Source organism: Ruegeria sp. AD11(2025), assembly GCF_056542405.1.
In genome coordinates this window covers 308,214-321,157 of the sequence record NZ_JBQFZU010000003.1, presented here as the reverse complement: position 1 = coordinate 321,157, position 12,944 = coordinate 308,214, and the positions used below count along the sequence as shown (strand labels likewise).

Here is a 12,944-nt window from a genome sequence, read left to right as displayed (position 1 = left end):
AGAAAGGCTCTAAACGCGCCATCTGCGCGTCTGTAAGCCAGAAAAGATCAGACATGTTCACCGCTCGTTTTCGAACCGTGAATCACGCCGCTATACGGAAATCAATGGGTCCTGAGCCTAGCTTGTAGGCTGGGCTTTTGACGATGAGGTCCCTAGCCACAGCCCAATTCAAGATCGACTTGGAAAGGTCAAATGCGTGCTTGGCGGTTTGTCGGGAGGTGAACTTCTCGGTGAGCTGCCCCATGAACATGCTCATCTTGTCTCTGGTCAGCTCGTTCAAACGTACATTCCCGATGTACGGGAGTATGTGTTCGTCCAGATAATGTTGGTAGCCCTTTAATGTGGAGTACTCGAGCGGCATTTTTCCATCCCTGCCGCGCTTTGAGGCTTCCATATATTGTTCGGCGAGCTGAGAGAACTTCATCTCCCGCATGCCCGGTCCGACTTGAGAAGCGTTCATGGCATCGATTTCTCGTTTGCGTTGCTTCGCTTCAGCCAGCGACTTGAAAGTCTCCTCCTTATAATTTTCACTCCAATCACAGTACCAACGCACTCTGTACCGTCTGGAATCGCCAATGATTCTGTCACTTATACGAACGCTTTTGTTGCGCATGTCGTTGTCTCCCGTTGTTTTTTGGGGGACGCAGCCGGCCGGAACCGCGACCATGCACTATCTGTGGGGGAGGTGTGGGGCAGAAATCAAGGTAAGTATAACTTACATCTTGAGTGCTTATAAGTATCTGATTTTAAAGAAGTTTTGTGGCTGGGGTGGTAGGATTCGAACCTACGATACACGGTACCAAAAACCGCTGCCTTACCACTTGGCTACACCCCAACGGTGAGCGGCTATCTACGATTGTTGTTCGGAGGGTTCAAGAGGCTTTGAACGAAAAACTTCGGCTTTGAGCAAAATTTATTTGGCCCGCGTTCCTGATGGCTCAGGTTCGGATTTTATGTCGATCAGCCAGTTGAGCGATAAGGTGTTCCATGGGCAAGAGCGGTCGAAACTGCGCAAGGCCTTGGCTGGGAAGGGCGCTGCATCAACCGTTTGTTTTTGTCGATTGCCAGTAGCTTAGTGGGCGACTGAATTGGGGCGCAGAAACCCGTGGGTATTGCAAGTGCCTTTCACTTGCAAATCATCCCGGTAAAATATTGAAATATATCTAAAAAATCATGTGGTGCTGGTTGCGCCGGTTCGCTGGAGAAAATATCTGTATGTTTGCCCCGGCAAACCGTGACACAGGAGATGAAGATGAAGTTAAACCCGAATGTCGCAGAAGCGTTGAATCGTCAGATCAACAATGAACTTCACGCTTCCTACACGTATCTCGCCATGGCCGCTTATTTCGAATCCGAGGACCTGCCCGGATTTGCGCAGTGGTTTCGTGGGCACTCGGTTGAAGAGAGCGGGCATGCCATGCGCATCTTCGACTTTTTGGCCCAGCGTGGCGGAAGAATCGAAATTGATGGGATCGCCAAACCAAAAACCGAATACGTCTCGCCTGTCGAGGCGCTGGAACACGCCCTTGCAAATGAGGTAACGGTGACCGGGCAGATCAACGCGCTGTTTGAGCTGGCGCATGAGGTCAAGGAATACAGCACTCAGAACATGCTGAACTGGTTCCTGGCGGAACAGAACGAGGAAGAGGATCTGTTCGGCAAAATCCTCGACCAGACCAAAGCGGCCAACGGGGATCGCTGGAATCTGCTGTTGTTGGATAAGGAAATGGGCACGCGCACTGCCGAGACCGCATAGCAGTCGTATTGTTCAGGCGGGGCGGGCATATCGCCCCGCTATTCGCGAATCTCGGATGGATCGACGCCCCAGAGGTTCGACTTCTGTGTCCAACCGCGATAGCCACCAGCAGAGACGTGGCACCAGTCTAGACTGCAACTGCCGAGGCGCGCTACTACGCCAGATTCGAATTTCGCGCTGACCTGAGAATTGGAGTCAGGGCTGGTGTGAACGGGTAGCAACTCGGATTCGATTAGCACGGTACGCATGCCAGACAGCAGGGCATAGTGAACCCAACCACCAGCGCCGTCACGGTCCTGTACCCTGCGCCAGTTGCCGTATTCGGCCGTAATCTGCAACGGCATTCCGCGGCGTTTGAATACCCAGTCGATTCGATGCGTCAGCGAGGGGCCTCGGCGGACGTTGCCCTCGGCGGCCTTCATCGAAACATATCGCGGCAGGGGCAGGTTGGTGACAGGGCCACGTTTGTCCTGTGCGCTGGCGGTCAGAGTGCTCAGCACAACCAGAAATGCGGACGTGACCACCAGAAGGCGGTGTTTTACTGGTAGAAAACCACTCACTGACTGTCTGCTCTTGTGCCTGTTGATCGGGTTTCGAAAAAAGGTCGTCTCAATGCATTGGGGTTCTTGTGCCCCGCCTTATCCTGCGCCACGATGCCATGGCGCGCGAAGATTTGCAAAGCGATGGGAGGGCGAAAGTGCCAAGAGAACGTCTGAGTGTTGTCGTTACGCGACGGTTGCCCGAGGCGGTGGAAACCAGGCTGAGCGAGTTGTTCGATGTGCAGTTGCGCGACGATGACACGCCCATGACGCGGGAAGAGCTGGTCGCAGCGGTGCAAAGTGCGGATGTCTTAGTGCCCACGGTGACGGATACCATCGATGGCGGGTTGCTGGGTCAGGCGGGTGAAAAGCTGCGCCTGATCGCCAATTATGGAGCCGGGGTCGACAATATCGATGTGGCCACAGCCCGGCAGCGGGGCATTCTGGTGTCGAACACGCCGGGCGTGCTGACTGATGATACCGCAGACATGACCATGGCGCTGATCCTGTCGGTGACCCGACGGATTCCCGAGGGGTTGACGGTCATGCAGAAAGGCGACTGGTCGGGCTGGGCCCCGACCGCGTTTCTGGGTGGCCGCATCGGCGGGCGCCGCCTTGGTATTCTGGGCATGGGGCGGATCGGTCAGGCGGTGGCCCGCCGCGCCTCGGCATTCGGGATGCAGGTGCATTATCACAACCGTCGTCGCTTGCGCCCCGAGGTCGAACAGGAGCTTGAGGCGACATATTGGGAAAGCCTCGACCAGATGGTGGCGCGAATGGATGTGATCTCCATCCATTGTCCGTCCACTCCGTCGACCTTTCACCTGATGAACGCGCGGCGGTTGAAGCTGTTGAAACCATCGGCCGTCATCGTGAACACGTCGCGGGGCGAGGTGATTGATGAAAACGCGCTGACCCGTCAGGTTCGCTCGGGTGAGATCGCCGGAGCCGGGCTGGACGTTTATGAACATGGTACGCAAGTGAACCCGCGCCTGCGACAATTGCCGAACGTCGTCCTGCTGCCTCATATGGGATCGGCCACGCTGGAAGGGCGGATTGAGATGGGTGAGAAGGTCATCATCAATATCAAGACCTTCGAAGACGGGCACCGCCCACCGGATCAGGTTGTGCCTTCCATGTTGTAACGCGTTTGCGCCGCAGGGACGACAAACGGATTTTCAGGAGGATACGATGAAACGAAATCTGATTTCGGGATTGTTTTTGACGGCGTTGATACTGAGCAGCGCGTCTTTTGCGCAAGAGACAGCGGATGCAGTGGCCCCCGAGGCGGCCTCTGACGGGCAGGTTCAGGGCCTGACGGACGAGGTCATCGCCGCGCTTGAGGCCAAGATGGCTGGTCAGCCGGTAACGTCGCAGAACTGGATGGTTGCCGCCGCGAACCCTCTGGCTGTTGAAGCCGGGGCCAAGGTGCTGCGGGCCGGTGGGTCTGCCGCTGATGCGATGGTTGCCGTGCAGGTTGTGCTGGGGTTGGTTGAGCCGCAATCCTCGGGTCTTGGCGGCGGGGCTTTTCTGGTCTGGTATGACGCAGCAACCGGCAAACTGACCACGCTGGACGGGCGGGAAACGGCTCCGCTTGAGGCAAACCACCGTCTGTTTCATGACGAAAACGGCGATCCACTGAAATTCTACGACGCCGTGGTTGGCGGTCTTTCGGTTGGCACGCCGGGTACGCCCGCTTTGTTGGAAGAGGCGCACCGGCGTTGGGGGCGAAGCCCGTGGCCCAGCCTCTTTCAGGATGGCATAACACTGGCCGCTGAGGGGTTCCTTGTATCTCCACGCCTGGCCACGTTGGTCGAAGCGGACGCCGAGCGCCTGTCGCGTTTTCCTGCAACGGCTGAGTATTTCCTGCCGGGCGGAGAGCCCTTGCAACAGGGCCAACGGTTGATGAACCCGGACTATGCGAAAACGCTGCGGGTTCTGGCCAGCGAAGGTTCTGCCGGGTTTTATGGTGGTGAGATCGCGGCAGGGATTGTCAGCACCATTCGCAATGCACCGGGTAACCCCGGGGTTTTATCCGGTGTTGATCTGGCGTTGTATCAGGTGATCGAGCGCGAGCCCGTCTGCGCCACCTATCGCGCCTATGAGGTCTGCGGCATGGGTCCGCCCTCGTCGGGTGCGTTGACGGTCGGTCAGATACTGGGAATGCTTGAAGGGTATGATCTGGCGGCGATGGGGCCGGAGGACGTACATACATGGCGCCTGATTGGCGACGCCTCGCGTTTGGCCTTTGCCGATCGCGGGCGTTACATGGCTGATCACGATTATGTCCCGATGCCGACAAAGGGCCTGGTCCATCCCGACTACCTCTCTGAACGCGGAACATTGCTGAACGGTGAGGGGGCGCTGCCCGAGGTTGCGCCGGGCAATCCTGAATTCGACCACGCGTCGAACTGGGCGGACGACGTGTCGCTGGAACTGCCCTCGACCTCGCACATTTCGATCGTCGATCAGTATGGCAACGTGCTGTCGATGACCACGACGATCGAGAACGGGTTCGGCTCGCGGCTGATGACCAACGGGTTCCTCTTGAACAACGAACTGACCGATTTCTCGTTCAAGACCCACAGCGATGGTGTCCCGATTGCCAACCGGCTGGAACCGGGCAAGCGTCCACGTTCGTCCATGAGCCCGACTATCGTGATGCAGGACGGTGCACCGGTTCTGGCGATTGGTTCGCCCGGTGGCAGCCGGATCATTGGCTACGTGGCCAAGTCGATCATCGCCTGGGCCGATTGGGATATGGATGTGCAACAGGCGCTGTCACTACCGCATCTGGTCAACCGCTTTGGTACCTATGATGTGGAACAGGGCACAGCCGCCGAAGGCTATGCCGATGCGCTGATCGAGTTGGGGTTCGAGGTCAACCCGCGCGACCTGACATCGGGCCTGCACGCAATTGAAATCGGAGATGTTCTGATAGGTGGCGCCGACCCGCGCCGCGAAGGCATCGCGCTGGGCGAATAAGAGAGGTTGTTCATGGTGCAGGCAGTAACGTTGCCCCGAAACGAGGCCGGGATTGAAACAGCTGTCGGCATCCTGAAGCAGAAATTCGGTGATCGTCTGCAAACCGGTCAGGCGATCCGCGAACAGCACGGTCACACGACCACATGGATCGAAAACCAGTCTCCGGACGCGGTGGTGTACCCTCACACAACCGAGGAAGTGTCCGAAATCGTTAAGACCTGCGCCCTGCACAAGGTGCCGGTGATCCCCTTTGGGACCGGTACATCGCTGGAGGGGCATGTGAACGCCCCGGCCGGTGGTATCTCGGTGGACCTGACCCAGATGAACAAGGTGCTGGCCGTCCATGCGGGCGATCTGGATTGCGTTGTTCAGCCCGGTGTCACGCGCGAGGACCTGAACACCCATCTACGCGATCAGGGCCTATTCTTTCCCATCGATCCCGGTGCCAATGCCTCACTGGGCGGGATGGCGGCGACGCGGGCCTCGGGTACCAATGCGGTGCGCTATGGCACGATGAAGGACAACATCCTCAGTCTGGAAGCGGTGATGCCGGACGGGCAGATCATCCGTACCGGGCACCGGGCCAAGAAATCGTCGGCCGGCTACGATCTGACGCGTCTTCTGGTCGGGGCCGAGGGCACGCTGGGTATCATCACCGAGCTGACTCTGCGCCTGCAGGGCATCCCCGAGGCGATCACCTCAGCTCGCTGTTCTTTTCCAACGGTCGATGCCGCCTGTCAGGCGGTGATGATGACGATCCAATACGGCGTGCCCGTGGCGCGGATTGAGCTGCTGGATGAGCTGTCGGTCAAGGCTGCCAACGCCTATTCCGGGCTGGACCTGCCGGAAACGCCGCTGTTGCTGCTGGAATTCCACGGGTCCGATGCCGGTGCGGTTGAGCAGGCCGAGACATTTGGTCAGATCGCCGAGGAGTTCGGTGGTGCGGATTTCGCCGCGACTTCGACCACCGAAGAACGCAACAAGCTGTGGCAGGCGCGGCACGACATGTACTGGGCAAGCTTGCAACTGCGCCCCGGTGCGCGGGGCATTTCCACCGATGTCTGCGTTCCCATCTCGCGTTTGGCGGAGTGCGTTGCCGCCGCGCAACAAAAGGCGCAGGATCTTGGCTTGCTGGCTCCGATTGTCGGGCATGTGGGAGACGGGAACTTTCACACTCTGCTGCTGATAGACATGGAGAACGCGGACGAGGTCGCCAAGGCCGACTGTTTTGTCGGCTGGCTGAACGATCTGGCGATCTCGATGGAGGGGACTTGTACAGGTGAACATGGAATTGGACAGGGTAAACGGCCCTACCTGGTTAAGGAACTGGGCCCGGCGGTCACCTATATGGCGGCGATAAAAATGGCGCTGGATCCGGATAATATCATGAATCCGGGTAAAATTTTGCTGTCCACAGAGTGTTGATACGCACTAGTTTTCCGGCGCTACAGCCATAAGACCGCCCCAATTTGGCTTTATCTTTCGCGAAAACGAGCAGCGATTGATTTCGGGTATTCAGATGGACGGTTTGCGGATCTTTGGATTTGTGGTGATCATAGTCTTGGTCATTGTCGGCTTGGACTATTATCAACAGGACAAAAAACACGAAGGTACTCTGTCCGCCAATGGCTATGTGGGCACGATAAAGCATCGCTTTTCTCAGCAGCAGATCGAGCGTGACGCCAAAGCCGCCGAACGAGAGCGCAAGAAGCAATGGAAAGCGGGCGCAAAATCCCACCTTCCTGCATCCACCGGGGAATGGTCCCGGTATGAGCTTACAGATGCGGATAACAAGACAGTTGCGACCGCGACTTCAAAACTTGGTATGACACCGCTGATCAGTTCCGTTTCAAACACGGCGGAACTGATGAGCCTGTCCAGCGGGGGCAAGGACGGCATTCTGCGCAAGCTCAGCAAGACGGGTGCGGTCTATTCCAAAGGCGAGGAGATCGCTTGGTTGGACATCAGCCTGAAACCGGAATCGGCGCGCAATACGCTGGCGGGAATCGCATTGTCTCGACAGCAGAATTTCATGGCGCAGGCCGCGATTAAGGAAGGGTTCGCCGTTGTCGACGGTGTTGCCTTCGTTGAGATCACTCAGGACATGACGTCTCCGACCGAAACGCTTGCGTTTCGCAAGGTCACGGGGCGGATCGGGATCGACGAAGAGGTTGTGATCCGGCTGCACACCAATGCCAGCGACGCCTCGATTCGAGAGCTTTTGGGCATGGTTGACTATGCAGCCCTCAACTCTTTGCTGACTTTCCCTTCGCCTGTGGTAGGGCAGGGAATAACGGTGCCTCTGGACCGGCAGCCGGAGGTCGCCGGGAAAATGGATCGCCTGTATTCCGAGATGACGTTGATTCAGGAAAAGACGACCGGCGAAAAGCTCGGGAATCTGGATGTCACGGCGCTGATGGTGAATACGATGACAGCGTCGGGGTTCAACAGCGATGGCCTCATGGACATCACTGGCGGGGAGGTCTTCGAAAATCAGGACGTCCTCCAAATCGGTTATGGCCGGGCGCAGAAATTGCTGCTGGAGTCGGATAAGCGTCAGGCAGCTTTGGGTGACGCGGCCGAAGTGGATACCGCGGCAAAGGATGACACCGCTGAAACGGAGGCTCGGGGCTTTTTCAGCCGGCTGAAAGACAAACTGCCGGCTTTCGGTGCGTCGGAGCCCAAGGAAGCTGCTGCAAAACGCCCAGGGAACAGTCAGCCGGTGCGTGTGCACAAAGGTGGGCTGGGTGGTGGCTGTGCCAAGGTTGGCAGCATCAAGCGGTGTTCGGTCACCGGACAATAATGGCAAAATCGTCGAATCCGGTGGTCATCTGCGGCAGCGGGGTCGTTTTCCTTCTCTCACTGGTCGGATGAATGTCGCGTTTAACCCTGCAAATGCGCCATATGGTTCCAACAGATTCCAAGGAGAGACGTCCGGTTATGAAAACCCAAGTCAAAGCACTGGTCGTTGGCGGCGGCGCCGTCGGGACCTCGATTGCCTATCACCTGGCCAAAGCGGGCTGGGACGATGTGATGTTGATCGAACGGGACGAGCTGACGTCCGGGTCCACCTGGCACGCGGCCGGTCTGCTGCCACTGTTCAACATGTCCTATGCGACAACTCATATCCACAAGTACTCGGTCGACTTCTACAAGACGCTTGAGGAAGAGACCGGCCTGAACGCAGGTTTCGCCGTGGTTGGCAACCTGCGCATGGCGCAGACGCAAGAGCGTATGGATGAGTACATGCTCTATGCCTCCACCGCCGAAACCTGCGATGTTGCCTATGAGTGGTTGACCCCGGACCAGATCAAGGAACGCTGGCCGCTGATCGAAACTTCGGACCTGAAGGGTGCGATCTACCACACCGAAGATGGCTACATTAACCCTGCCGACGTGACCCAGGCGATGGCCAAGGGTGCCCGTCAGCGTGGTGTCGACATTGTCCGCAAGATGCAGGCCGATGCCTTCCACTGGAACGGCACCCACTGGGAAGTCACCTGCACCAAGATGGTCGAAAAAGGCGGCAACCTGGTTGAGAGCGACGAGCAGGTGGTGATCACTGCCGAGCATGTCGTAACCGCATCGGGTAACCACGCTCAGCGCACCGCCAAGATGCTGGGCATCAAGATGCCGGCCATCCCGGTTGAGCACACCTTCATCGTCATGGACAAGGACCCCGAGCTGGTCAAGTGGCGCGAAGCCGGCAACCCGGAACACCCCGTTGTGCGCGATGCCGACAACGAATCCTATGCACGTGAAGAACGCGGCGGCTGGATTCTGGGTATCTATGAGCACGGCGCACCCGCGCGGTTCGAGCACGGCGTGCCCGACAGCTTCCGCGCGGACCTGTTCCCGCTGGATCTGGACCGGATCGCCGATCAATACATGGCAATGGCCGAACGTGTGCCGTCCTGTGCCGAATCTGGCTTGAAAGACGATTTCAACGGCCCGATCTGCTATACGCCCGACGGCAACCCGCTGGTTGGTCCGGCTCCGGGCCTGCGCAACATGTGGCTGGCAGAAGGGTTCTCGTTCGGCATCACCGCTGCAGGCGGTACCGGCTATTATCTGGCGCAGATGATGGTCGATGGCGAAGCCGAGATCGACATGGCCTCTCTGGACCCCAAGCGTTACTCGTCCAACTGGATGACCACCGAGTTTGCAGCGCGCAAGAACGAAGAGTGCTATGAGCACGTCTATATCCTGCACCACCCTGACGAAGAGCGCGCAGCTTGCCGTCCACTGCGGACTGTTCCGGCTTATGACCGTCAGAAAGCGCGCGGCGCACAGTTTGGTTGGGTGAACGGTTGGGAACGTCCCAACTACTTTGGCCCTGTCGATGCACCTGAGAACTTCGACCATGACGCCCGCTCCTTCCGCCGTGGCGGCTGGTGGCAGTATGCCGTCGAAGAGGCCAAAGCGATCCGCGAAGGCGTTGGCCTGATCGACGCGTCGGCCTTCACCAAACATGTCGTCAAAGGCCCCGGCGCCACACAGTTCCTGGATTGGTTCACCTGCAACAAGCTGCCCAAGGTCGGTCGCATCAACCTGACCTACGCGCTAACTTCGCACGGCACCACCCGCACCGAATACACCATCGTCCGCAATGGCGAGAACAACTACTACATCGTCTCTGCCGGTGCCTGGACCGAGTACGACGCCGACTATCTGCGAAAGGCGGCCGAGGACAAGATGGATGAGTTCGGCTACATCGAGATCCAGGACGTAACCACCCAGTGGGGCGTCTTCGCCATCGCCGGACCCAAGTCGCGTGACGTTCTGAAAGAGGTCATCAAAGACGCCGATCCGGAAACATCACTGTCCAACAAGCGCTTCCCATGGCTGTCGGCGCGCCAGATTGAGCTGGGCATGTGCCCGGTCAACGCAATCCGTGTGGCCTATACCGGTGAACTGGGCTGGGAACTGCACCACCCGATCGAGATGCAGAACTACCTGTTCGACCAGCTGGAAAAAGCCGGAGAGAAGCACGGTATGAAACTGGTCGGTGCACGCGCCCAGAACTGGTTGCGTCAGGAGAAATCCTATCGCGCCTTCGGCACCGAACTGGGCCGTGATGCGACCCCGCTGGAAGCTGACCTGCCGCGCTTTGTCGATCTGTCGAAAGACTTCTACGGCAAGGCCAAGCTGGAAGAGACCAGCGTGCGCGTCAAATGCTGCACTCTGCTGATCGATGGACCGGACGATGCCGACCCGTGGGGCCGCGAGGCGCTGTATACGCCGGAAGGCGAACGCGTGGGTCGTTTGACCTCAGGCGGCTACTCGGTGGCGTTCGAGAAATCCATCGGCATGGGATACGTGAAACCCGAGTTGGCGGTCGAGGGCACCAAGCTGAGGGTCAAGATTCAGGACAAATTGTGGGATGCGGTCGTCACCTGCGACAGCCCCTACGATCCGAAGAACGAAACCATCCGCAAGGACGGCTAAACAAACAAAGGCCCCGGTTAAGCCCGGGGCCTTTTGCTTTTGGGGTCAGGCGCTCAGTTCGTCATAGCATTCCAATGCCTTGGCGGCGTACATCATCGATGGTCCACCGCCCATCTGAACGGCCATAGCCAACACATCGGAAAACTCCTCTCGCGATGCACCCGCTTTGAGCAAGGCTTCGGTGTGGAGCGTGATGCAGGGCTCGCACCGGATTGAAATGGACATGCCCAGAGCGATGAACTCCTTGGTCTTATAATCCAGCGTTCCGCCCTGCTTGACCGCTGCGCTGAGCGTACCGAATGCGCGGGCCGCCTCGGGTATCGCGCCGTTGAGGTTGCGCAGACCATTGCGCGTGTCTTTGATCTTGTCCTGCCAGTGCATGTCACCATTCCATTTAACATTATGCAAACGGAATATGTTCTGGCGTGTCAAGCCGGGCCTTGATTTTAATCAGGTGTCGGGCTTTTCCGCGACGAAGGCCAGGTTGTTTGCGGGCATCTCCACGGATGCGAGGACGGTCAGGTTCTGGGCGGTCATCCAGGCGACGATATCTTTGTCATTTTTGTATCCGATTTCGGCATCCTGCTGAACCAGCGCGTCATGGAACCTCCGGTCGCCGTCGCTTGTCAGTTGGCCCGACCGTTTGAACGGCCCGTAGAGGATGAACCTTCCCTCGCGGGCCAGTGCCTGCGCGGCTTCGGCGATCAGCACCTGCGTCTCGGGCCAGCTGATCAAATGCACCAGATTGATCAGAACGATCAGGTTCTGCCCCGCGAACTCATCATGCCATCCCAGCGCTGTTGCGTTCAACGTGACGGCGCTGGCGACGTTGGGCAGGTTGGAGGCATAAGCGTCGATGCTGGCGCGACGGTCTGGTTCCACCTCGGTCGGTTGCCAATGGAGGCCGGGCAGGGATCGGGCAAAGGCACTGACATGCTGGCCGGTGCCGCTGGCGATCTCCAACGCCTGACCGGTCTTTGGGGCCCATTGCGTTAGCAGTTCACACAACACGTCGGCATTGCGGGTTGCAGCGGGGGCAATCAATCGGCCATCCTGCCCCTCGGTAGCGACGCTGGTGTTGGACGGCAGAGACCGTTTGCTCATCGGTGCAACCTTTCCGGGCTAAGGGCTGCGATCGTTTCCGGATCCAGCTCCGGCGCAGCGCCGATCACGAGGTCCGAGACCAGTTGCGACGCGGCCGGAGAGGATTGGAACCCGTACCCGCCCTGACCGGCAACCCAAATGAAAGCCGGGTCTGACGGGTCCGGCCCCAGCACAAGGGTTCCATCGGGCGCAAAGCTGCGCAAACCCGCCCAGTTCGTTTCCACTCGCGTGACGGGTTCGGTGACCATTTCCTCGTACCTGGCCAGACCTTCGGCCAGCACCATATCATCGGCATAGGCATCATGTGGCGGCACAGGATCGGCCTCGGATGGCGATACCAGCAGTTTGCCCGCATCCGGTTTGGCATACCACGCCTCACCTACGCCCAGCATCATGGGCCAGTCCCGGACGTCATGCCCGCCCGGCGCAGGCAGGCGCGCCATTGACCTGCGTTTCGGAATAATCCCAATCGGGGCAATTTCGGCCATCGCGGCGACCTCGTCCACCCAGGGGCCAGCGGCATTGATCAAAGTGCGGGCCTCGTAGGTGTCCCCGGTTTCGATAAACCAGTGACGGTCTTTGCGAATGGCGGAGACTCTGGCCTTGGTCAAAACCTCACCGCCATTACTTCGAATAACGCGCGCGAAATCCTGCAGCAACCTGTCCGTGTCGATGTCGAATGCCGCTTCGCCGACAGCTGTGAAGCCCAGCGTCTCGGGTTTCAAGATCGGTACACGAGCCTGCGCCTCTGCCGTGGGGATGACCCGCATGTTCAGATCTTCAACGTCTTGTTCGAAGGCCTCGTTCTGATCCTTTCGGCCAACCAGCATCAACCCGCGCGGCGTCAGATAGCCACCATTTTCGGCGTGCAAGAAGTCGGCGCTGGCTTTGTTCAGCGCCACAACCGACGGCGGGCCGTAACTTTCTTCGAATAACGCGGCCGATCGGCCGGAGGCATGATAGCCAAGAGCATCCTCTGCTTCGAGTACGGTAACAGTCCCGTGCTGCGACAGCCGTGCCCCAGCGCTCAGACCGGCGACACCGCCGCCGATGATCAGAAAATCAATCATATTCATCCTTCCGGTCACGTTCCATGTGCTAAGGACGTAAGC

Annotated in this window: 11 protein-coding genes and 1 tRNA gene; 6 read left to right on the top strand and 6 right to left on the bottom strand. The window is 58.6% G+C overall.

Translation table 11 applies throughout. The features are described 5' to 3' along the window. Positions 1–82: 82 nt before the first annotated feature. Complete coding sequence (locus ACR1XY_RS05080; protein WP_480590530.1) at positions 83–613, bottom strand: tyrosine-type recombinase/integrase; 531 nt, start codon at positions 611–613, stop codon at positions 83–85. 147 nt (positions 614–760) lie between these two features. Next, positions 761–835 (bottom strand) — tRNA-Gln (locus ACR1XY_RS05075). A gap of 417 nt (positions 836–1,252) precedes the next feature. Here ACR1XY_RS05075 and ACR1XY_RS05070 point away from each other — a divergent pair. Beyond that, positions 1,253–1,756, top strand: coding sequence for a ferritin (locus tag ACR1XY_RS05070; protein ID WP_480590527.1), 504 nt, complete (start codon positions 1,253–1,255; stop codon positions 1,754–1,756). 38 nt (positions 1,757–1,794) lie between these two features. Here the strand turns inward: ACR1XY_RS05070 and ACR1XY_RS05065 are convergent, their stop codons facing one another. After that, on the bottom strand, positions 1,795–2,283 hold the full coding sequence (locus ACR1XY_RS05065; RefSeq protein ID WP_480590549.1) for an SH3 domain-containing protein: 489 nt from the start codon (positions 2,281–2,283) through the stop codon (positions 1,795–1,797). A gap of 170 nt (positions 2,284–2,453) precedes the next feature. Between ACR1XY_RS05065 and ACR1XY_RS05060 the strand changes: the two genes are divergently transcribed. From ACR1XY_RS05060 to ACR1XY_RS05040, 5 genes are all read left to right on the top strand, one after another. Further along, positions 2,454–3,440 (top strand): 2-hydroxyacid dehydrogenase, encoded by a 987-nt coding sequence (locus tag ACR1XY_RS05060; RefSeq protein WP_480590524.1) that lies wholly within the window; start codon positions 2,454–2,456, stop codon positions 3,438–3,440. A gap of 46 nt (positions 3,441–3,486) precedes the next feature. Beyond that, positions 3,487–5,280: a gamma-glutamyltransferase gene (gene ggt, locus ACR1XY_RS05055; protein WP_480590521.1), complete on the top strand. Its 1,794-nt coding sequence runs from the start codon at positions 3,487–3,489 to the stop codon at positions 5,278–5,280. Positions 5,281–5,292: 12 nt separating this feature from the next. Then, positions 5,293–6,705, top strand: a complete 1,413-nt coding sequence (locus tag ACR1XY_RS05050; RefSeq protein ID WP_480590518.1) for an FAD-binding oxidoreductase — start codon at positions 5,293–5,295, stop codon at positions 6,703–6,705. Positions 6,706–6,799: 94 nt separating this feature from the next. Beyond that, on the top strand, positions 6,800–8,083 hold the full coding sequence (locus ACR1XY_RS05045) for a hypothetical protein (RefSeq protein ID WP_480590515.1): 1,284 nt from the start codon (positions 6,800–6,802) through the stop codon (positions 8,081–8,083). A 137-nt stretch (positions 8,084–8,220) separates the two neighbouring features. Then, positions 8,221–10,728 carry a GcvT family protein gene (locus ACR1XY_RS05040; RefSeq protein ID WP_480590512.1) on the top strand — a complete coding sequence of 836 codons (2,508 nt, stop codon included), beginning with the start codon at positions 8,221–8,223 and terminating at the stop codon, positions 10,726–10,728. A 45-nt stretch (positions 10,729–10,773) separates the two neighbouring features. Here the strand turns inward: ACR1XY_RS05040 and ACR1XY_RS05035 are convergent, their stop codons facing one another. From ACR1XY_RS05035 to ACR1XY_RS05025, 3 genes are all read right to left on the bottom strand, one after another. Then, complete coding sequence (locus tag ACR1XY_RS05035) at positions 10,774–11,109, bottom strand: carboxymuconolactone decarboxylase family protein (protein ID WP_480590509.1); 336 nt, start codon at positions 11,107–11,109, stop codon at positions 10,774–10,776. Positions 11,110–11,178: 69 nt separating this feature from the next. Further along, a complete protein-coding gene (locus ACR1XY_RS05030) occupies positions 11,179–11,832 on the bottom strand; it encodes a DUF938 domain-containing protein (protein ID WP_480590506.1) in 654 nt (217 codons plus the stop codon). Next, complete coding sequence (locus ACR1XY_RS05025) at positions 11,829–12,902, bottom strand: NAD(P)/FAD-dependent oxidoreductase (protein ID WP_480590503.1); 1,074 nt, start codon at positions 12,900–12,902, stop codon at positions 11,829–11,831. Before ACR1XY_RS05025 ends, ACR1XY_RS05030 begins: the two co-directional genes overlap by 4 nt. Between the last annotated feature and the right edge of the window lie 42 nt (positions 12,903–12,944).